Below are 23,926 nucleotides of genomic sequence, written 5' to 3' on the forward strand. Positions count from 1 at the left end.
AGCTAAAAGAATTAAAAATACGTTATCGGAAGTAAATGAGATAATATATTTAACTATAGTATCAAGTATACCTGATTTTTCTAAAACACTAGATAAAATAAATAATGTTGAAATAAAAACTAATGAATCAAGTACTGGAACTGTATTTAATATATTATCCGGTTTATCTATAGTAATTAACAAAAGCAATCCTATATAAATAATAGAAATAAATGAAATAGAAATAGAATAAAAAGGTGCAATACATATAGCAATTATAAAGGAAATAAATAAAATAATTGGGCAATATATCTTTTTAAATTTACTTGCATTAATATGCCTATCATGAAGTATAGGGGGTGTAGGTGGTGGAATATGATTTGGATGATGTGGAGGTGGTGGATCAGTAAATTTATTTTTTAAATACGCATCATCGGATATATTCATAATTTCATTTTTCTTATCATAATTTTTTACCCACCAAAGTGTATATGGAACTAAAAGTCCTGCCAATAGAGCACATGGAATAAATAATTTTGTTAGAAAATCCATAAGGTTAAAACCTGAATAGAGTGTTAAAATTACTGCAGGTGTATCAGCCCAAGGAAGTGGACAACCACCTATATTTGAAGCAATTAATCCAGAAACTAAAATTGGTAAAGGGGAAAGTTCTAACTTTATGGATAACTCTAGGCATATAAAGGTAAATAATAGAATTACACTTAAATTATTCATGAAAAGTGAAGTAAAATACATGACTAAAGGCAAAAGAATATATATAAAAGTCTTTTTACCTTTAGAAATGCTTAGAAATTTATCGCCAATATATTTAAAGAATGAGTTATTCTCAAAAGTTTTAGAAAATAGCCCTAAAGCAAGAATAAGTGTGATTATTTCTATAGGAAAATTTGAAAGAACATCGGATATGGTGAAGGTATTAGTTACAGTTCCATATATTAATATTGCTCCTAATCCAATGCTTGTTATAGCGGTACGATACTTAATAGAAAAAATCATTGTAATATATACTATTAAGGCTACTATTATTGCAAATGTCATATTATCCCTCCTAATTTTTTCTTAGGTTATTTTTAGATAAATACTATGAACACATATTACATAATATGATTTTCTATTAAAAGTGTTAATTAATAATTGATTTAAAATAAGCTATAGTATGTTGTAAGGAACAAAAAGTATAATTGTTAATAATATATAATATAAATTAAATCCATGATTATCTAAATAAAATGAATTTGATATGAACATAGAAATTTTAAGAAGGGAGCGAAAATGGATTATATATTATTAGTTCTTCTTATTATCTTATTTTTAAATAAGCAAAATAAAGATAGATTAATAAAACTTAATCATAAAGAAAAGCCTTATGATGAGAATAGGACAAATAATATAATAGGAAATAATTATAAAAAGTCAAGTAATGATAAGTATTCGAAAAATGAGATAGTAAGAACTAAAAAGTATAATGAAAAGGAATGTGACCTTGATAATTGCGATAATACCATGCAAACAAGGAGTAATAACTATAAAGGGTATTATGAATTAGATAGTAATATAAAAAATGAATCAGATAAAATTGAGATAAATAAGAAGATAGGTGGCAAAAATAAACATAATAAAAAATCAACTTATACTGATTATGATAAGAATAAAAAGTATGAAAAAGAGTATATTGACTTGAATAATAATCAACAATATAAGGTTGTAGATATTTCTGAAAGTAACCAGGAGCTTAAGGAAAGTCAGGAGTTATATAAGGAAAGTGTAATAAATAATATAAGTAATGAAACAATTGATAATATAAATGAAGTTATAACATATAGGGAAGATGAAGAAATTCATATACAAGATAAGGAAATAGATGAGAAAGATAAAGATATACAAACAGACGAAATAAATAAAGAGGGTAACGTTGAAAAGAACAGAAACAAATTTAATAAATTAAAAAAGAGGTATAAGGGGGTCAATGTTTCAGTTTTAGTATCGGGAGTAGGAATTATAGAAGGAGAAATTGTATTTGATTTTCCAAATATAATTGCAGTTAAAAACAAAGAAAATATAATCATATTTATTGATGAATCTAAAATATTAGGTATATATTAAAGAGTAAGTTTTATAGCTTGCTCTTTAAGTAATTATTAATTTATATTAGAAAGTAGAGAAAATTTTAAATATGTGGTCAAATTGGGAGAAAAGAATGAAGAATGATTTTGTTATTGTATTAGCACCTGATTCTTTTAAAGAAAGTATGAGTGCAAAAGAAGTTTGTATTGCAATGGAAAATGGAATAAGGAAAGTAGATACTAGTATAAAATGTATACATGTTCCTATGGCAGATGGTGGAGAAGGTACAATGCAGTCATTAATAGATGCAACTAATGGACAAATATATGATTTGAAAGTTACTGGGCCTTTAGGAAATAAAATTAACGCTAATTATGGAATTTTAGGTGATGGAGAAGTAGGAGTATTAGAGATGGCTAGTGCAAGTGGAATACATTTAGTTCCATTAGATAAGAGGAATCCATTAGTTACTACTACTTATGGTACTGGCGAACTTATTAAGGCTTGTTTAGATAAGGGGGTAAAGAAGTTATTAATAGGTATTGGAGGAAGTGCAACAAATGATGGCGGAGCAGGTGTTATTCAAGCTTTGGGTGGAAAGTTATTAGATAAAGAAGGAAATGAATTGGGATTTGGTGGAGGAGAGTTAGGTAAATTACATACTATAGATTTAACTAATTTTGATTTTAGATTAAAAGGTGTTGTTATTGAAGTAGCATGTGATGTTAATAATCCTTTATGTGGAGAAGATGGAGCATCACATGTATTTGGGCCACAAAAAGGAGCAACCTTAGAAATGGTTAGTATTTTGGATAGAAACTTGAGGCATTATGCTGATATAATTAAAGAACAACTTGGAAAGGATATTTTGGATATACCAGGGGCAGGTGCAGCAGGCGGCTTAGGTGCAGGGCTTATGACATTTTTTAATGGAACATTAAAAACGGGAATTGAGATGGTAATTGAATATACTAGTTTAGAAGAAAAGATTAAAGAAGCAGATATGGTTTGGACAGGTGAAGGAAGTATAGATTTTCAAACTCAATATGGTAAAACTCCATTGGGGGTTGCAAAAATAGCTAAAAAATATAACAAACCTGTTGTAGCTTTTGCTGGAAAAATTGGAGACGATATAGATATTTTATATGAAAAAGGAATAGATTCTGTATTTGGAATTATGAAAGGGGTAACATCTATTGATGAAGCACTTAAACAGGGAAGGGAAAATATAGAAAAAACAGCCGAAAATGTAATACGACTTATTAGATTAATATAAGTATATTGTTTAATAGAACTATTATTTTGATCAATTTGGAAAGATTAAAGGCAAGTAATACAGTCAATTAGTATATTACTTGTTTTTTATTATTTATATAGTATTAAATAATAAATTATTATCTTATAATATTAAATGTAATACTGAAGTAGTCACTCGAGATAAGAGGTAAATATGCAAATAAAAGATAAGAAAAATAAAAGAATAAAAATTAGTAATATAAATGATTTAAATAAAGCATTAAAGTTAAATGGATATAATCTTGAAATATCAGATTTTGATAAATTTAAAGAAGGTTTTATAAAAACTTTTAATATAAGTAATGAATTATTTAATAAGATTTATAAAACTGTAAATGAAGAAGGTATTACTTATAAGGTAAGTGATATTAATGATTTTATAAGATATATAGAAAATATTACGATATTTGAATATGAGCATAAGAAATTATGTGAGAAAATAAGTAAAATGAAAAGACTACATATTGATAGAGTTGAATATGATAGAATACCAAGTACTCAAGATGATGTTCAACATATATTAAAGGTAATAGAAGAAACTAAAAAGCTTATATCAAAAAAAATTAATGATGAAGGAAAGATAAAATTAGAATCTTTAGAAGATGAAATTAATAGAGATTATGTTTATACAAAAGATATTGAGTTGTTAAAAAGAATGTTGATTTTTAATAATGAAAATGTAAATGAAGAGTATGATGAAAAGAATCAAATAAAAACTTTATTTATTAAAGTACCTGAACAAATAGGATTTGCTTATGTAAAAGCAGAAAAGGGTACTGTTGAATATCACCAGCACATAAAAAGTTATATTCCTAGGATGAAGAGATTAATTAAAAATTTAGATAAATATATTATAGAAGAGGAGAAAGGTACATTTAAAATAAATCAAAGTATAGCGATACAGGATTCCGTAAATATGGCAGTTGTAATATTTAATAATATGGAGTTTAGAGCTGTTAGTGGGAAAAATGATATTAAAAATAGTTGTACATTAATACCGTCAGGACAAGATTATTTTAAAAGTTGTAAGGTTAATAAGCTTGGTAAATTAGGAATTGGATATAATAGAATTAATGATAGTGAAAAAAAAATAATTGAAGAGATACATAAACTTATAACTAAGAGAAAGTTAAAAGCAGAAGGTGATTTCATTTTATATAGTAAATGGGAACCATGTCCTAGCTGCTATTATGTTATTAGTCAATTTATTGAAAAGTACCCTAAGATAAATTTGGAGGTTATGTATTATAAAGAGTATGGAGAAAAATAAAAATATTTACAAATAAATGAAAAAAGTAGTATTATTTTAATGTAATTGTATATAATAGTAAATGAGATTAATATTAGTTATACGTTGATAGGGAAAAGTATTATGGAATACAGTTTTAAGAGAGAAAGTGTTATAAGCTGGAAGCACTTTTAAATATGACTATAAGAAAACTACCCTGGAGTTATGGTTAAGTATCATTAAGTGAGAAATACCATCGGTGAAGATCGATAAAACTTTTAAAGATGAATTGAATTTTTTAATTCAATTTGGGTGGAACCACGGATATAGCATTCGTCCCAAGCATTGGGATGGATGTTTTTTTATATCAAAAAATATATATTAACCAGGAAACACCTTCTAATAAAAATGAAGGTATAAGTTTGATTGATGCAATTATCAAGTAGAAGTTGAAATTTGGAATATCAGTTAAAGGAGGTAGAAAGTGAAATGATTAACGTAAAATTAAAAGATGGATCTGTAAGAGAAATTGAAGAAAATTCAACTATTTTAGATCTAGCTAAATCAATTAGTAAAAAGTTAGGAAAGTCGGCAGTAGTAGGTGAAGTAAATGGAACCTTAGTTGACTTAGCTTATAAGCTTCAAAATAATGATGAGGTTAATATAGTAACTTATGATGATGAAGCAGGTATTGAGGTTATGAGACACACTACCTCACATGTAATGGCTCAGGCTGTAAAGAGACTTTATAAAGATGTAAAATTAGCTATAGGACCAACAATAGAAAATGGATTTTATTATGATTTTGATATAGAAACTCCATTTAATAACGAAGACTTAGTTAAAATAGAAGAAGAAATGAACAAAATAATAAAAGAAGATATTTCATTAGAAAGAATGGTAGTAAGTAGAGAAGAGGCTTTGAAATTAATGGAAGATAGAGGAGAGCCTTATAAGGTAGAACTTATAAAAGAACTTCCAGAAGGAGAAACAATTTCACTTTATAAACAAGGTGATTTTATAGATCTTTGTAGGGGACCACATCTTTTATCAACTAAGGGGATAAAAGATTTTAAATTAACTAGTGTTGCAGGAGCTTACTGGAGAGGGAATGAAAAAAATAAAATGCTACAAAGAGTTTATGGAGTAGCATTTGCAAATAAAGATATTTTAAAGACTTATTTAAATAATATAGAAGAAGCAAAAAAGAGAGATCATAGAAGGTTAGGTAAAGAGTTAAAGCTATTTACTTTTGTTGATGAAGGACCAGGATTCCCATTTTTCTTACCAAAAGGAGTTGTTCTTAAAAATAATTTAATTAATTATTGGAGAGAATTACATCAAAAAGCCGGATATGTTGAAGTTGAAACTCCAATAATGCTAAATAAGAAGTTATGGGAAACTTCAGGGCACTGGGATCATTATAAAGAAAATATGTATACTTCAATGATTGATGAAGAAGAATTTGCATTGAAACCTATGAATTGTCCAGGTGGAATGCTTATTTATAAAACAGAAACACATTCTTATAGGGATTTTCCAATGAGAGTTGGAGAGCTTGGAAGAGTTCATAGACATGAACTTTCTGGTGCTTTACATGGCCTTATGAGAGTAAGGGCATTTACTCAAGATGATGCTCATATATTTATGTTACCAGATCAAATAAAATCAGAAATTAAAGGAGTTGTTGCTTTAATTGATGAAGTTTATTCAAAGTTTGGATTTAAATATAGTGTTGAGTTATCTACAAGACCAGAGGATTCAATGGGAAGTGATGAAGATTGGAATATGGCAGAAGATTCATTAAAGGCAGCTCTTGAAGAAATGAATTTACCTTATAAAATTAATGAAGGCGATGGAGCTTTTTATGGACCAAAGATAGATTTCCATCTTGAAGATAGTTTAGGTAGAACATGGCAATGTGGAACTATTCAATTAGACTTCCAATTACCACAAAGATTTGAATTAGACTATATTGGTAGTGATGGTGAAAAGCATAGGCCAATAGTTATCCATAGAGTTATCTTTGGAAGTATTGAAAGATTTATTGGTATATTAATTGAGCATTTTGCAGGTAAGTTCCCAACATGGCTTTCACCAGTTCAAGTTAAGATCTTACCTATTTCAGATAAATTTGTAGATTATGCTAATAAGGTTAAGAGAAATCTAGAGTCAAATGGATTAAGAGTTGAAGCTGATTTGCGTACTGAAAAAATAGGATATAAAATAAGGGAAGCAAGAAATGAAAGAGTACCTTATATGATTATTATTGGGGAAAAAGAAGAAAATGATAAGACTATTTCAGTAAGAAGCAGAGATAATGGTGATGAAGGAGCTGTTGATTTAAATAGCTTTATTGATAGAGTAACTACTGAAATAAAAAATAGAAAATAAAAAATATTATAAGTAAATATATAGGGTTTAACTTACTATATAAAACTATAATTAAAGTTATTTATTGATTAAGAAAAGAGATTATCCTGAGTGATAGTCTCTTTTTATGCATTTAAATGCAATTATATATAAATAGGAATGTAGTGATAATTAAAAATTAATGTACATAAGTTAATATATAGTAGAAATAATGTTAAAGGGATGAGCGAATATGAGTAATGTTAAGATAGCAAATGTATTGAATAATTTACCGTTGATATTTGAAAGAAATATGGGTCAATATGATAATAAAGTACAATTTGTGTTAAATAAAAAAGAATGTACAACCTTTTTTACTGATAAGGAGATAGTATTAGCATTTAGAAGTAATGAAAAAATACAAGAGTTGAAAGAGTTAGATAGCAGTAGCTTATATGATACATCACTAAAAAAAATAGAAGAGTATCAAATTAATGTTTTGAGAGTTAATTTTAAAAATTCAAATAAGGTTCCTCAAATAATAGGTAAAAATGAATTTAATTGTACATTAAATTATTTTAAGGGAGAAGATATTTCAGATTGGAAATGTTCTATACCATTATATGAAAAGTTATTATACAAAGAAGTATATAATGGAATAGATATATTATATTATGAGTGTGAGGGGATTATTAAATGGGAATTTATAGTTCAACCTAATAAAAGTATAAATAACATATTATTAAATTTAAATGGCACAAATAACATAGAGTTAACTGATAATGGAGATATAAATATCAATATACAAGAAAGAATATTAAAAATATTAAAACCTGAGGCTTATCAAAGTAATAATGATGAAAAAATAGAAAGTAACTTTGTAATAGATGAGGATGGGAATATAAGATTTAATATAAGTGATTATAATGAAGAAGATAGTTTAACAATTACCATATCAGTATTATTTGATGACTTTAATTCTACTTGTGTAGTTGATAGGGCAAATTCAATAGCTGTAGATGAAAATAAATGTGTATATATCACAGGAGAAGTAGGATTTCAAAAATTTCCAGATAAGAAGATTTATAAAAATATTTTAAATGGAAAGGATTATGGAGCTTTTTTAGTGAAAATAGATACTAGTAAAAAGGGACAGTCAGCATTAAAGTATGCAGCTTATATTGGGGGAGAAGGTATTGATGAGGCTGTTGGAATAGCTGTGGACAATGAAAAAAATGCATATATAGTAGGAGCAACAAATTCCAGATATGAATTTCCAGTAACAGAAAAATCATATGCATATAGTTATCCAGGAGGAAGTAAAACAGGTTTTTTAATTAAAATAGATACCAAAAAGATTGGATCAAGTAGTTTAGTTTATGGAACATATTTAGGTGGAAATTCGTATGATTATGCCTATTCGGTGGCAATAGATAAGGATAAGAATGTATATGTAGTGGGATTAACTAATTCAAATTTTGGATTTCCTATAAGTGAAAGTGCGTATGAAAAAAATAATGATAAGGCTGTAGATGTTGGATTTTTATTAAAACTAGACATAAAGAAAAAAAGGAAAGATTCATTGTTATATGGAACATATTTTGGTGGTAATGACTCAACTAGTTTTTCAGCATTAGCAGTAGATGACAATGATTATGTATATGTTACAGGCGTTACTCAATCAAAAGACTTTCCTGTAACACAAAATGCTTATGAAACCAAATTTGAAGGAGGATTAAGTAGTACTTTTATATCTAAATTTGATTTGAATAAGACAGGAAAAGAGAGCTTAATATATTCCACATTTTTATGTGGAGATGGGGAAGAAGCTGGATATGGAATTGCAGTTGATTCAAGAGAATGTGCTTATATAACAGGAGTAACAAATTCTTTGAATGATTTTCCTATAACTAAAAATGCATTTAGAAATAGTATATCTAACATAGAAGGTTCAGGATTTTTTATTAAGTTAGATACAAAATTATCAGGAGAAAAGGGATTAGTTTATGGAAGTTATATAGATGGAAATGGAAGTGATGTATGCTCAGATATAAAAATTGATTATAATAATTACGTATATATATGTGGTTTTACAACATCAACTGATTTTCCTGTGGACAGTTATGAAAATGGTTGGGTAAAAAATGGATATAATTCTTTTTTATTAAAATTAGATCCGAATAAAGAAGGAAGAAAAGCTTTATTACTTGGGACATTCTTAAGAAAAAATATCAATGATTTTGCATTAGGACTTGCATTGGATAAGGAATTAAACACATATATTACTGGATATGCTTATCCAATTTCTGAAAGTAGAATTAAAGAAAAAGAAGATTATTATGAAGAAAGCTCAATATCTATCATTAAAGTAAATACTAGAATATGCAATTTAAGTATAGAAAAATCGAGATATAATATTGATGTTGAGCTTGGGGGAACAACTCAATATGAAATAAATATTATAAATAATGGTCCAGATGTAGCAACTGATATTAGAATTAACGATGTATTAGAAAGAGGAGTAACAATAAAAGAAATAAATGTATCAAAAGGTGCAATTCATCAAATAGGAAAGGAAATAGTGTGGAAGGTTAGTGAGTTAAATATTGGTGAGGCAGCTAATGCAACTATTAAGGTTAGAGTTTTAATAAAAAGTGAAGTATTAGAAAATGAAACTTTTATCAATGTAAAAGATAATAAATACTATTCAAAGAGTAGTATTAAAAAAAGCATTACTAGTTATTTATAAATGGTATTATAATTATCTTATTAGCTTATAAAAATTAGCTAATAGGATAATTATAAAAAATTATTTATATTTTTTGACAATAATAATAATTTTTTATAAAATAAAATATGTACACTTAAATAATAAAAATATTAAATAGTCATAGCATTTAGTCAAAGAAAAAAAACATAATAGTAAAGGGTGAAAAGGTTGAAAAAATCAATTGATTTAATTAAAAGATTAGTATTGTTTTTCATTGGAATGAGTATAATTCAATTTGGGGTGGCTTTATTTTTAAAGACAAGCATTGGTTCAGATTCATTTACTGTTTTTACAGAAGGATTGGCAACGGTTCTAAATAAAACAGGATTAAAAGATTTATCAATAGTTCATATGATTGCAGGAAGAGCTGAAGTTACTCCCGGTGTAGCAAATATGATAATATTAATAGTATTATTTATTGGAATACTGATAGTTGATAGAAAACGTATAAAAATAGGAACATTAATATGTGTTATTGGAGTAGGACCAATAATTGATTTAGGTGTAAAAGCAGTATCATATTTTCCGGTAGAATCTGCAAATATATTTGTAAAGATGCTATTAGTATTAGGTGGATGTTTTATAATTGCGGTAGGATTTTCAATAATGTCTGAAAGTGATATAGGAGTAGCACCAAATGATATTGTTCCATTTATAATTAAAGACAAGCTAAATTGCCAATATAGATGGGTTAGAATAGCATTTGATGCAACTTTTTTAATTGTTGGATTTATTCTTGGTGGAAAGGTTGGAATCGGCACTATTATAGCAATGTTGGCGATAGGACCATTCATTCAATTCTGCTTACCTTATGGTAAAAAGTTTGTTGGAATTATACTTAACGGTAAAGAAGAATTAAATAATGAATCAACTGTGAGTGCATAATTAAGTTAACAATTTTATGTGTAAATGATAAATAATAGATAATAGTAATGTTTTTTTATATTGCTATTATCTATTAATTTTTTATGATCATATCTATAGAAGAATTTATAATGAAAATATTTAATAAAATAAATATAAATTTTTGAGGAATATAGATGAAAAATATAAACAGAATAGTTATTTATATTTGTGGTATATTTTTGCTAGTTTTAGGTGGGGTATTAGCAATAAAGTCTAACTTAGGAGAATCACCAGTAAGCTCATTATCATTAAGTATAAGTAAAGTTAGTAGCATTAGTTTAGGAACGGCAGCAGCAATTTTATTTACTATTTATGTAGGTATACAAATAATAATACTAAGAAAGGATTTTAAAGTTATTCAGCTATTACAAATTATATTTGCTATATTATTTGGGCAAATTATGATTTTTTTAATGCAATTATTAATATAAATGTTGATAGTTTTTATATTAGAATAGTAATTTGTATATTAAGCTTTTTTATAACAGCTTTTGGTGTTACATTTATTATTACAGCAAATATTGTACCAGTAGCTCCAGATGGATTAGGTATTGGAACTGTTTTATCGGCGTTATTAGTAGGAAGAATAGTAGCTTATATAAATAAAAATTTAAAGCATAAAATTGAAGATATATGCTTTGTAGAAGCTGCATAAAATTTAAATAAATATATTGACAATGTTTACATTAGTTGATAAAATTAAGACAAGTTAATAGTGGAATCCATTTTGGGATTGTTACTGAGTAAGCAGGCAAAACCTAAATTGATACCAAATATATGTATATTAATTATTTTTATATGATAATTATATGCATTATTTGATATTGATTTAGGTTTTTTTGTATAACTTTAATTAAGTTTAATATCTTAAATTAGTAAATATAAAAATGAGGGGATTATACTGATATGATCATAAATAAAGTATTAAATAACAATGTTGTGACAATTATAAGTGAAAATAGTGAAGAAGCAGTTGTTATGGGAAGGGGTATAGCTTTCCAAAAGAAAAAAGGCGATGAGATTGATGAGAGTAAAATAGAAAAAATATTCGTCTTAGAAAATAAAAGTATAAATGAAAAGTTGCTTACTTTAGTGAATGATATTCCAGCAAAGTATTTAGAAGTTGCAGAAAATATAATAAAATATGCAGAAAATAAGTTGGGTACAAAGTTAAATGAAAATATTTATTTAACACTTACAGATCATATTAGTTTTGCAATTAGTAGAGCAGAAAAAAACTTAGAAATAAAAAATGCAATGCTTTGGGATATTAAGAGACTTCATAAAGTTGAATTTGAAATTGGGATCCATGCATTAAAGATTATTGAGGAGAATTTAAATTTTGAGTTACCAGAAGATGAAGCAGCATCAATAGCAATGCATATTTTAAATGGTGAACTTGATCAAGAAATGCCAGAAATAGTAGATATGATTAAATTAATTGAAGAAATATTAAAGATGGTAAAGTATCATTTTAATATTGAATTTGATGAAGAATCAATTAATTATTACAGATTTATTACTCATTTAAAATTCTTTACTCAAAGACTATCTAGTGGAAGATATTATGAAGATAATGATAATGACTTATTTGACATGATAAAACTTAAGTATCCAAATTCTTATGAGTGTGTAAAAAGAATTGAGGGATTTGTAAAGCAAAAATATGGTACTCAATTAACTAAAGAAGAAATGCTATATTTAATAATACATACAGCTAGAGTAGTATATGAAAATTGTTAAAATTAAATATAACTTTAATACTTTCCATTAGGATTGTTACTGATTCGATCAGGCAAAACCTAAATTAATAATTAAAATTAAGCAGTAGATATGATAATTCATTAGAATGATTTATTAAAGTATTTATCATTTTATTTGAAGTATAATGCTAGAAGTAAGTATATCTGTAGTTTTAATTTTAAAAGTTAGTTTAGGTTTTTTATATAATTTTTATTAACTGATAAGTAAATTGTGGAGGTGATGATCAGGAAAATTAATATAACCTTAGAAGTTTCATAGGATTGTTACTAGGTTAGGCTAGGCAAAACCTTAATTCTTCAAAATTTTAAATTTGAGAAAATTAAAATATTGAAAGCGAGGAATTAAGCTATGAATTATGAAAATTTAGCAAAACAAATATTAAAAAATATCGGTGGACAAGAAAATGTATCAAATTTAACACATTGTGCAACAAGATTAAGATTTAACTTAAAGGATAAATCAAAGGCTAATACAGAAGTAATAAAAAGTATTAGCGGTGTTATGGGTGTTGTAGATAAAGGTGGACAATATCAAGTTATTATAGGAAATGATGTAAATAATGTATATAAGGAAGTAATGAAAATTGCTAATATTGAAGGAAATGAGGGTAACTCATCTGAAGAAGTAGACGAACGTAAGCCTATTGCAAACGTAATAGATACAGTAACAGGAATATTTACACCTATTTTACCAGCTATAACAGCTGCTGGTATGATGAAAGCTGTACTTGCGTTGTTAACTGCTTTTAAACTAATTTCTACTGATTCTCAAAGTTATCAAGTTTTTAACTTTATGGCAGATGCTGCATTTTACTTCTTACCAATATTTTTAGCAAGTTCAGCAGCTAAGAAGTTTAAATGTAATGCATATTTAGCTATGATGCTTGGAGGAATGTTGCTACATCCAACATTTGTAACAATGGTGAATGCAGCAAAAGAAACAGGTGAACCATTATCAGTATTTGGATTGCCTATTACTTTAGCTTCTTACAGTTCAAGTGTTTTACCAATAATACTTGGTGTTTGGTTTATGTCATATGTTGAACCAATTGCAGATAAGATATCACCAAAAGCAATCAAATTCTTTACAAAGCCATTAATTACAGCAGTTGTTTCAGGAATAGTAATTTTAGTTGTAATAGGACCTATAGGATATATAGTAAGTGATAAGATTGGATTAGGGATAAAAGTTTTAGAATCTTATGCTAGTTGGTTAGTACCAACTTTATTAGGTGGATTAACTCCTTTATTAGTTATGACAGGGACTCATTATGGACTTGTTCCAATTGGAATAAATAATCGTATGACTATGGGATATGATACTGTAATATATCCAGGGATGTTAGCTTCAAATGTATCTCAAGGTGGAGCTGCATTAGCTGTAGCGATTAAGAGTAAGAACAAGGAAATTAAGCAATTAGCTTCTTCAGCTGGTATTACAGCGGTTTGTGGTATTACAGAGCCAGCTTTATACGGTGTTAATTTAAGATTTAAAACACCATTATATGCATCAATGATAGGTGGAGCAATTGGTGGATTATTTTTAGGATTATTCAGAGTATCTAATTATTCAGGTGGTTCACCAGGATTTTTAACTTTACCAAGTTATATTGGTGGTGAAACAATGATGAATTTTGTATATGCATGTATAGGAGCAGTAATAAGTGTAGTTGCATCTTTTGTTGTTTGTTTAGTTTTATATAAAGATAAAGAAGAAAAGGCTGAAGTATATAACAATATAGAAGAAGTTGCAGTAGATAAAGAACCATTAATGAATAAAATTACTATTGCTAGCCCATTAAAAGGAAATATAGTTCCTTTAAATGAAGTTAAGGATGAAACATTTGCATCAGAAATGATGGGGAAAGGTATTGCTATTAATCCAACAGAAGGAAAGGTAGTATCACCAATAAACGGTACAGTTCAAATGATATTTAAAACAAAGCATGCAATTGGATTAAAATCAGAAGATGGAGCTGAAATTTTAATTCATATTGGTATGGATACAGTTCAATTAGATGGTAAGCATTTTACTGCACATGTTAAATATGGAGATAAGGTTAAAGTTGGAGATACTTTAGTTGAATTTGATATGAATGCTATAAAAAATGAAGGTTATGAATTAATTACACCTGTTATTATCACAAATACTATGGAATATTTAGAAATAGTACCAAAGGACATTAAATCAGTTAATATAGGAGAAACATTGATTACAATACTTTAGTAAATAAAAGGGGAGGATAGTTATGAATAATAATTTTAATAAATTTCCAAAAGATTTTTTGTGGGGAGGAGCTTTAGCTGCAAACCAATGTGAAGGTGGATACAAAGAAGGCGGAAAAGGATTAACAACTGTTGATCTTTGTCCAGCTGGAGAAAATAGAAGAAAAGTTATGGAAGGTAAAATTGATATTTTAAGACCTATTGAAGGAGAGTATTATCCATCACATGATTCTATAGATTTTTATCATAGATTTAGAGAGGATATAGCATTATTTGCAGAGATGGGATTTAAATGTTTAAGAATATCAATTGCTTGGTCAAGAATATTCCCTCAAGGAGATGAAGAAACTCCAAATGAAGATGGATTAAAATTCTATGATGAAATGTTTGATGAAATGATTAAACATGGAATAGAACCAGTAGTTACAATATGCCATTTTGATACTCCAATTGGAATTATCGAAAAGTTTGGTGGATGGAAAAATCGTAAATTTGTAGATTTCTATTTAAATTATTGTAAGGCTATCTTCACAAGATATAAGGATAAAGTTAAGTATTGGATGACATTTAATGAAATTAATATGATATTACACCTACCATTTATGGGTGCTGGTGTTAGATTTGAAGAAGGGGATAATGAACTTCAAATTAAGTATCAATCAGCTCATCATGAACTTATAGCAAGTGCATTAGCAACTAAAATGGCACATGAAATAATTCCAGGGTCTATGGTTGGATGTATGCTTGCAGCTGGAGCAACTTATGCATATAGTTGCAATCCAGAAGATGTTCAAAAAGCTATGGATAAGGAAAGAGAAAATTTATTCTTTATAGATGTTCAATCAAGAGGAGAATATCCAGGTTATGCAAAGAGATTCTTAAGAGAGAATGGAATTGAGATTGTGTTTGGTGAAAATGATGATGAGATATTAAAGAATAATACTGTAGATTTTATTGGATTTAGTTATTATTCAAGCAGATGTGCAAGTGTTGATCCAGAAATAGTTAATGGAAAAACTTCAGGAAATGCATTTAAAACTGTTAGAAATCCATATTTAAAAGCATCAGAATGGGGATGGCAAATAGATCCCCTTGGATTAAGAATAACAGCAAATCAACTATATGATAGATATCAAAAGCCATTATTCATAGTTGAAAATGGATTAGGTGCTGTAGATATTCCAGAAGAAGATGAAACTATAAATGATGATTATAGAATTGAGTATTTAAGTGAACATGTTAAAGCAATGAAAGAAGCAATTGCAGATGGGGTTGATTTAATAGGATATACTCCATGGGGATGTATAGATTTAGTATCAGCATCAACTGGAGAAATGAAAAAGAGATATGGATTTATTTATGTCGATAAAGATAATGAAGGAAATGGTACTTTAAATAGAAGTAAAAAGAAGAGTTTCTATTGGTACAAAAAAGTTATAGCAACTAATGGTGAAGAACTTTAATAATTAGGGAAATGGACTACATTTTATTTATAATATGTAGTCCGTTTTTTATACCACTTATAAATTTAACTTTATTATTTATATTTTATATAATAAAGTTTGGTATAATAAATAGTATAAAATAACATTAAAGATAAGGAGTAGGAGAATAAGATATGATAAAATTAATTGCAAGTGATATGGATGGGACTTTACTAAATGATGATCATATGATATCTGAAGAAAATTTAAAGGCTATAAGAAAAGCACAAGAAATGGGAAGGCACTTTACAATTGTAACAGGAAGAGATTATGGGGCAGTAAAGTCATATTTAGAAGAATGTAATTTAAAATGTGAATGTATTTTAAGTAATGGAGCAGAGTACAGAGATGTAAATGGAAATGTTATTGAGAGTGTTTATATGAATAAAGATAGCGTAAAAATAGTATTTGACATATTAAATGATGCTGGATTATGTATTCAATTAATGACTAATAATGGATCTTATGTAACTAATAAAGAAAGTGATAAAAAAGCTATTATTGATAGATTTAAATTGTTTAACCCTAAGATGAATGAAGAAGAAGTAATAGAATTCGTTGAAAAGTTCCATGCTGAAAGAGGAATGAAGTATATAGATGATGTTTATGAAATTTTAGAAAGTAATGTAGAGGTATTAAAAATAGTTACTTTCGATAATGATGAGAAATTAATAGCAAATTTAAAAGAAAAATTAAAGAAAAGCACAAGTGATTTAGCAGTAGCATCAACTTTTTCTAATGATATTGAAATAAGTGATATTGAGGCTCAAAAGGGATTAATATTAGCTAAGACAATTAAAAAAATGGGAATAGATAAGAGTGAAGTAATAGTTCTTGGGGACAGCTTTAATGATTATTCAATGTTTACTGAATTCGAAAATTCTTATGCCATGGAAAATGCAATTCCTGAGATTAAGGAAATAGCTAAATATATTACTGATAGTAATAATAATGATGGAGTAGCTAAGGCAATTTATGAGTCTTTAGAAGCATAGTTTAAAAAAGCAACCATTTTACAATAAAAGTGTAAAATGGTTGTTTTAAGTTTTGTGATAAATTAGTGTTCTGTGTATTTCATAACAGTTGTTTTTAAAAAGTTATTAAATTTATTATATAGGGAAAGCTATGGAGTACGTATTAGCAGAAAGGAAATATTAAGTAAATTCGGTGATTTTATCAGTAAAGCTGCCGGACTAAGCTCAAATGCAATATCTACTAATTGAAGGAATAATTTTACTGGTATAAAATTGATATTGGTTATATTTATAAAAATTAAAATTAAAATTTTAATTTTATTTGTTATACATTATACGACTAAGGATTATTTCTGTTATTATAAAAATTTTAACTTTAATGATTTATAAATATAACTTAGTATTTCAAAAAAGGAGGGATTAGTAATAAGTTTAATTTAAAATATAAAGCGCCAGAACTCTTATGAGTTGACGAGGATGGGGAGTATCGAATTCTTCGGCGGGTGCCCCACGGTATCGCACTACCGTTAGCGACTAGTAAAACTATGAAGTGATTTGTAGGACAAGTCTAGTCTGGTGTTAAAACCTTAATTGTATTTTTTATGTTCGAGCATTTGTATGTATTTTTTATGTTCGAATTAAATTATTACAATAAAATTTTATCTTATGGTTAGTAGTTGTAAAATTCAATCTCCTTAGGAGAAAGATAACAATGGAAAGGCCGCTAGATAATGAATTCTAACCTTAAGGTGGAGTTAAAATTCAATCTTAAGATTAAGCTCAGTTTATAAAAAGTTAAAATAAGGAAGGTAGAAAATATATGTGCGGAATAGTTGGTTATGTAGGAAATAAGAAAGCAAGTGATTTCTTAATAGAAGGATTATCAAAACTAGAATATAGAGGATATGATTCAGCAGGGATAGCAGTTATTAATAATAGTAAAGTTGAAATAAGAAAGCATAAAGGTCGTTTATCAAATCTTGTTGAAGAATTATCTAACAATTCAGCAGAAGGAACAATAGGAATTGGACATACAAGATGGGCAACTCATGGAGAGCCTTCAGATGTAAATTCACATCCACATCAAACATCAAAAGGGGATATTACTGTAGTTCATAATGGAATCATTGAAAACTATAGTGAGCTTACAAAATGGTTAAAAAGTGAAGGATATGAATTTAAGTCTGCAACGGATACAGAGGTAATTCCAAACCTAATTCATTATTATTATAAGGGCAATCTTTTTGAAGCGGTAGTAAAGGCTACTGAAAAACTAGAAGGTAGTTATGCTTTAGGAGTGGTTTCAGGACAAGAACCAGATAAGATAGTGGCTGTTAGAAAAGATAGTCCATTAATAGTTGGAATAGGACAAGGTGAAACATTTATAGCATCAGATATACCAGCAGTATTAAATTATACTAGAGATATTTATCTTTTAGAGGATAATGAATTTGTTGTATTAACAAATCAAGGCGCTGAAGTATTTGAATCAAATGGAGATAAAATAGATAAAGAAATATATAAAGTAACATGGAATGAGGATGCAGCAGAAAAGGGTGGTTATGATTCTTTCATGTTAAAAGAAATTCATGAGCAACCAAAAGCAATTAAAGATACAATGACAGGAAGAGTAGCTTTAAATGAAAAAGTTAATTTAGGTGATTTTAAGCTTACATCAGAAGAGTTAGAAAAGATAGATAGAATATATATTATTGCATGTGGAACTGCATATAATGCAGGGTTAATTGGAAAGGTAGCTATTGAAGATTTAGCAAGAATACCTGTCGAAGTAGCAATTGCATCTGAGTTTAGATATAGAAATCCAATAGTAACTAATAAAACACTTATAGTTACATTAAGTCAGTCAGGAGAAACAGCTGATACATTAGCAGTTCTTAGAGATGCAAAGAAAATAGGTGCTAAGACATTAGCTATAACTAATGTTGTTGGAAGCAGTATTTCTAGAGAAGCAGATAGCGTAATATACACTATGGCTGGACCAGAAATTGCAGTAGCATCAACTAAAGCTTATACAACTCAAGCGGTTGTAATGAACTTATTAGGAATGTATTTAGCTGACTTAAGAGGATTATTAAAATCTGAAGAAGAAGCAGAAATTAAGAATGCATTATTAGAGTTACCAAGTAAGGTAGAAGAAGTGTTAAATAATAAAACTCAAATTGCTAAGATTGCTAAACTTATAGCTCAAGAAAAAGATTTGTTCTATTTAGGAAGAGATGTTGATTATGCATTAGCAATAGAAGGGGCTCTTAAAATAAAAGAAATAGCTTATATTCACTCTGAAGCATATGCTGGTGGAGAGCTTAAACATGGAACTATAGCATTAATAGAGCCAGGAACAAAAATAATAGCATTATTAACTCAAACTAATTTAAAAGATAAAATGATTAGTAATATCAGGGAAGTTAAATCTAGAGGGGCTGAAATTATTGGTATAGCATATGAAAATCAAGAATTAGATTTATCTGTTTTTGATGAAATTATAAGAATACCACAAATTTCAACTAGAATAGCACCTGTATTAGGAGCAGTTGTATTACAGTTATTAGCATACTATGTAGCAACTGAAAGAGGTTGTGATATAGATAAACCAAGAAACCTTGCTAAGTCAGTAACTGTTGAGTAATAAATAAAATTTATAAGTAAGTGAATGGATTATATCGAATTATAATGTAAATTAATTTTGATATAGTCCATTTTATTAAAAAATAAATTATTATGGGAGAGTGTGAGTATGAGAAGTTTATCGTTAGATGTATCAAAGTTACAAGGATTTGTTAATGAAAATGAAATTGGATATATGAAGGCAATGGTTAATAGTGCACATGAAGTTATCCATAATGGAACAGGAGCAGGAAATGACTTTTTAGGGTGGTTAGACCTACCAAAAAATTACGATAGAGAAGAATTTGAAAGAATAAAAGTTACAGCAGAAAAAATAAAAAACAACTCAGATGTATTAATAGTAATCGGAATTGGTGGGTCGTATTTAGGATCAAGAGCAGCTATTGAAATGTTAACTAGTAATTTTAATAATATGTTACCTAAGTCAAAATTAAAGGCTCCAAGGGTATTCTTTGTAGGAAATAGTATAAGTTCTACTTATATATCAGAATTATTTGAAGTTATTGATGGTATGGATATTTCAGTAAATGTAATATCTAAATCAGGAACAACAACAGAACCAGCTATAGCCTTTAGACTATTTAAGAAGTATATGGAAGAAAAATATGGAGCTGATGAAGCTAGAGAAAGAATTTTCGTAACAACAGATAGAGAAAGAGGAGCATTAAAGGGATTAGCAAATGAAATGGGATATGAAACATTTGTTATACCTGATAATGTGGGAGGTAGATTTACTGTATTAACAGCAGTTGGATTACTACCAATTTCAGTAGCTGGAATTAACATTGATGAAATTATGAAAGGTGCAGCAGATGCAAGAGAAAAATATTCTAGCAGCTCATTAGAAGAAAATGATTGCTATAAATATGCAGTATTAAGAAATATTTTATATAACAAAGGAAAATCAATTGAGGTATTAGTTAATTACGAGCCATCATTACATTATTTTAATGAATGGTGGAAGCAATTATATGGAGAATCAGAAGGAAAAGATAAAAAAGGAATTTTCCCAGCTGCAGTTGACTTTTCAACAGATTTACATTCAATGGGTCAATTTATTCAAGATGGAAGTAGAATAATGTTTGAAACAGTTCTTAATGTTGAGAATGTTAGTAAAAATATAGTTATTGGAGAAATGGAAGGTAATGTTGATGGATTAAACTTTTTAAAGGGGAAAACTATTGATTATGTGAATAAAAAAGCCTTCGAGGGAACTGTATTGGCACATAATGATGGGGGAGTACCTAATATTATTATAAATATACCTGAATTAACTCCATATTATTTTGGACAATTAGTTTATTTCTTTGAAAAATCATGTGGAATTAGTGGGTATTTATTGGGAATAAATCCATTTAATCAACCAGGAGTAGAAGAATATAAAAAGAATATGTTTGCACTTTTAGGAAAACCGGGATATGAAGACCTTAAAGAAGAATTAGAAGATAGGTTAAGATAAAATTGTATTATTATTAGAAATAAAAGCTATAGATATTTATTAAATTAGCTATTATAATTTACTAGAAATATGTATAATCTATAATGATGATATATAAGAAGTATTGTATTATAGGGGGTACATAAATTGGAGAATAATAAGCAAGAACTTTTAGCACTAGGATCTATTGTAGTTTTAAAAGGTGGATATAAGAAGTTAATGATAATGGGTAGAATGCAGCTACAGGGTGAAGAAGAAAAACTTTGGGATTATCTAGGTGTTTTATATCCAGAAGGATATTTAGGAAATGATTATACGTTTTTATTTAATAATGAAGACATAGAAGAAGTTATTTTTAAAGGATATTCAGATTTAGAAGATGAAGCTTTAAAATTAGCAATAAAGAAGTATAATGAATAATAGAAGTGTTTTAAGGCACTTCTTTTTTTCTTCAATAATTATGAGAAGAGCCTAAAACTTAAAATATATAAAGTTAAATAAGCAATAGAGCCATATTTGGAATAAAATATAAATATTTTTAAATTTGTCACTAAGTGATAGGGACATTTATGGCATATGAATAGATTGATGTAAACGAATAATAGAGATAAAATAAACTTGTAAGTAGTTGATATTTAAAAATGTCACTAATAGGAGAGCCTATGAGAAAGAAAAAATTAATGTCTAGACAAAAACAAATTATACAAATTTTAACTAAATCAACTAGCAAAAATCCTATAACTATTTCCAAAATTGCTGAAAGCTTAAATATAAGTTCAAGAACTGTATTAAGAGAGATGCCTAAAATTGAAGAATGGTTAGATGAAAATGGATTTAATTTCATTAAAAAGCCAGGGGTTGGTTTGATAATAGATGAAAATCTAGAAAACCAGCAATTAATATTAGAACTTCTAGAAGTTGAAAATATTCAAAAAGAATATACCAAAGATGAAAGAAAAAAAATTATTTTAGGTGAGCTATTAGTAAATAAAGAACCATTAAAATTATTTTATTTTACTAATCAATTAAAAGTTTCCGAAGGAACTTTAAGTAATGATTTAGATGGAGTTGAAGAGTGGTTAAAGGAGTTTGATATAAAACTTATTAGAAAACAAGGTTTAGGGATTTATCTAGAAGGTAATGAAAAGAATTATAGAAAAGTACTAGCAGATATTTTGTACAAGACTCTAGATGAAAAAGAGTTAATAAAACTTTTAAAAAAATCATTGAATAGTTCAAATACTGAAAATAGTATAGAGTTTTCAATAGAAAATAGAATGCTTAATTTTATTGATAAAACAATAATTAGAGACATAGAAAAGATCGTATCAGAGTTAGAGGAAAAATTTAATTTTAAACTTATAGATAGTGATTATATTGGATTAGTTGTTCATATATCGTTAGCAGTTCAACGAATAAAAAATGGTGAAAAAATTTCAATGGATAAAGATTCATTAAGTGAATTAGAACTATTACCAGAATTTGCAGTTGCAACTGAAATCACAAATGAATTAGAAAAAATATTTACTATCGAAATCCCTAGAGATGAAATTGGTTATATAACAATGCATTTAAAGGGGGCTAGATTAAGGTTAAGCAAGGTAGAAAATGATATTGATTTAGACAACCTAGATATTAAACAAATTTCTAATTATATAATATCAGAGGTTGAAAAAGACTTTAATATTGAAATAATTAATAAGCAAAAATTAAGCAAAGATATATATAATCATTTGGTTCCTGCAGTTAGCAGAATGACTATGAAACTTAATATTAGAAATCCATTATTAGAAAATATAAAGGAACAGTATAAAGAAATTTACGATTCTTGTGAAAATGCTTGCGAAATATTAAAGAGAATTACTAAAGTAGATAAGATACCAGAATCTGAAGTTGCATATATAGCAATGCACATTGCTGCTGCAATAGAAGAAAATATAAAAAGAGAAAACTTATCAGTTGTAATAGCATGTCCAACAGGAATCGGAACATCAAGATTATTAGCTGTAAATATAAAGAAAGAATTCCAAAACTTAGATATTAAAAGTAGTATATCTGCTATAAATATTGATACAAATAAGTTAACAAATGAGGGTATAGACTTTATAATATCAACAGTGGAATTAGATGTAGATTATAAGTATATTTGTTTAAATCCAATGTTTTTACAAAAAGATAAAATGAAGTTAAAGGAGTTTATTCATAGATATTCTAAAGATATAATATTAAAAAAAATAGTAAAAAAAGAAGTTAAGTGTGACAAAGATAAGATAAAAAGTATAACAAATTTGGGCACTGAAATAATTTCAATAATAGAAGAAGTAAAAGTAAGAGAAATTAATTGCGTAGAATCGGTAAACGATTTGATAGGAATAGCTAGTAGTATTTTTGCTAATAATGTCAATCATTCAAAAGAAATAAAAAAATCATTGATTGAAAGAGAAATGAAGTCTAGCACTTATTTGAATGGATTCAATATGATGTTACTGCATTGTAAAGATGAAAAGATTACTTCTTGTAAATTTGGAGTTATAAGATTAAAAGAAAAATTAATAGAAAATAATAAGAAAATTGATTTTGCAATTGTTTCTTTAATTCCAGAAAAGAATACACAAACTCAGATAAATATAATGAGCTATATAAATGGGGAAATAATAGAGAAAGAAAGTTTTAGGAAATCTATTAAAAAAAGTAGTGAAGAAGAGTTAACTAATATTATAGAAAAGATTTTAGGTGATTTATACAGGAAGGAATTAAAGAGTATTATGGAGGAATAGAG

Annotated in this window: 16 protein-coding genes and 1 other annotated feature; of the genes, 15 read left to right on the forward strand and 1 reads right to left on the reverse strand. The window is 27.4% G+C overall.

Going from position 1 to position 23,926, the window contains the following annotated elements:
• Positions 1–1,038: SLC13 family permease (locus I4V63_RS04760; RefSeq protein ID WP_196000157.1), on the reverse strand; the 1,038-nt coding region annotated here is incomplete at its 3' end.
• A gap of 234 nt (positions 1,039–1,272) precedes the next feature.
• On the opposite strand from I4V63_RS04760, the gene I4V63_RS04765 reads away from it, so the two are divergent.
• From I4V63_RS04765 to I4V63_RS04835, 15 genes are all read left to right on the forward strand, one after another.
• Positions 1,273–2,103: a hypothetical protein gene (locus tag I4V63_RS04765; protein WP_196000158.1), complete on the forward strand. Its 831-nt coding sequence runs from the start codon at positions 1,273–1,275 to the stop codon at positions 2,101–2,103.
• A 94-nt stretch (positions 2,104–2,197) separates the two neighbouring features.
• Complete coding sequence (locus I4V63_RS04770; RefSeq protein WP_196000159.1) at positions 2,198–3,340, forward strand: glycerate kinase; 1,143 nt, start codon at positions 2,198–2,200, stop codon at positions 3,338–3,340.
• A 174-nt stretch (positions 3,341–3,514) separates the two neighbouring features.
• The gene (locus tag I4V63_RS04775) at positions 3,515–4,630 is read left to right on the forward strand and encodes a deaminase domain-containing protein (RefSeq protein ID WP_196000160.1); all 1,116 of its coding nucleotides are present in this window, start codon (positions 3,515–3,517) and stop codon (positions 4,628–4,630) included.
• Positions 4,631–4,705: 75 nt separating this feature from the next.
• Positions 4,706–4,932: a binding site (T-box leader), on the forward strand.
• Between the two features lie 145 nt (positions 4,933–5,077).
• A complete protein-coding gene (thrS, locus tag I4V63_RS04780) occupies positions 5,078–6,982 on the forward strand; it encodes a threonine--tRNA ligase (protein ID WP_196000161.1) in 1,905 nt (634 codons plus the stop codon).
• A 211-nt stretch (positions 6,983–7,193) separates the two neighbouring features.
• Positions 7,194–9,689 carry an SBBP repeat-containing protein gene (locus I4V63_RS04785; protein WP_196000162.1) on the forward strand — a complete coding sequence of 832 codons (2,496 nt, stop codon included), beginning with the start codon at positions 7,194–7,196 and terminating at the stop codon, positions 9,687–9,689.
• 189 nt (positions 9,690–9,878) lie between these two features.
• Entirely contained in the window at positions 9,879–10,595 is a 717-nt protein-coding gene (locus I4V63_RS04790) for a hypothetical protein (RefSeq protein ID WP_196000163.1), read from the forward strand.
• Positions 10,596–10,750: 155 nt separating this feature from the next.
• Positions 10,751–11,047, forward strand: a complete 297-nt coding sequence (locus tag I4V63_RS04795; protein ID WP_196000164.1) for a hypothetical protein — start codon at positions 10,751–10,753, stop codon at positions 11,045–11,047.
• 475 nt (positions 11,048–11,522) lie between these two features.
• Positions 11,523–12,359 (forward strand): PRD domain-containing protein, encoded by an 837-nt coding sequence (locus I4V63_RS04800; protein ID WP_196000165.1) that lies wholly within the window; start codon positions 11,523–11,525, stop codon positions 12,357–12,359.
• 369 nt (positions 12,360–12,728) lie between these two features.
• A complete protein-coding gene (locus I4V63_RS04805; protein ID WP_196000166.1) occupies positions 12,729–14,606 on the forward strand; it encodes a beta-glucoside-specific PTS transporter subunit IIABC in 1,878 nt (625 codons plus the stop codon).
• 22 nt (positions 14,607–14,628) lie between these two features.
• The gene (locus I4V63_RS04810; protein ID WP_196000167.1) at positions 14,629–16,068 is read left to right on the forward strand and encodes a 6-phospho-beta-glucosidase; all 1,440 of its coding nucleotides are present in this window, start codon (positions 14,629–14,631) and stop codon (positions 16,066–16,068) included.
• A 155-nt stretch (positions 16,069–16,223) separates the two neighbouring features.
• On the forward strand, positions 16,224–17,084 hold the full coding sequence (locus tag I4V63_RS04815; protein ID WP_196000168.1) for a Cof-type HAD-IIB family hydrolase: 861 nt from the start codon (positions 16,224–16,226) through the stop codon (positions 17,082–17,084).
• Positions 17,085–17,883: 799 nt separating this feature from the next.
• Positions 17,884–19,710, forward strand: a complete 1,827-nt coding sequence (gene glmS, locus I4V63_RS04820; protein WP_196000169.1) for a glutamine--fructose-6-phosphate transaminase (isomerizing) — start codon at positions 17,884–17,886, stop codon at positions 19,708–19,710.
• A 108-nt stretch (positions 19,711–19,818) separates the two neighbouring features.
• Positions 19,819–21,168: a glucose-6-phosphate isomerase gene (locus tag I4V63_RS04825; protein WP_196000170.1), complete on the forward strand. Its 1,350-nt coding sequence runs from the start codon at positions 19,819–19,821 to the stop codon at positions 21,166–21,168.
• A gap of 126 nt (positions 21,169–21,294) precedes the next feature.
• The gene (locus I4V63_RS04830) at positions 21,295–21,567 is read left to right on the forward strand and encodes a DUF4176 domain-containing protein (protein WP_196000171.1); all 273 of its coding nucleotides are present in this window, start codon (positions 21,295–21,297) and stop codon (positions 21,565–21,567) included.
• A 242-nt stretch (positions 21,568–21,809) separates the two neighbouring features.
• Entirely contained in the window at positions 21,810–23,924 is a 2,115-nt protein-coding gene (locus tag I4V63_RS04835) for a PRD domain-containing protein (protein WP_196000172.1), read from the forward strand.
• Positions 23,925–23,926 lie beyond the last annotated feature (2 nt).

The sequence above is a fragment of the Clostridium sp. 1001271B_151109_B4 genome (genome assembly GCF_015670405.1).
Lineage (GTDB): Bacteria > Bacillota > Clostridia > Clostridiales > Clostridiaceae > Clostridium.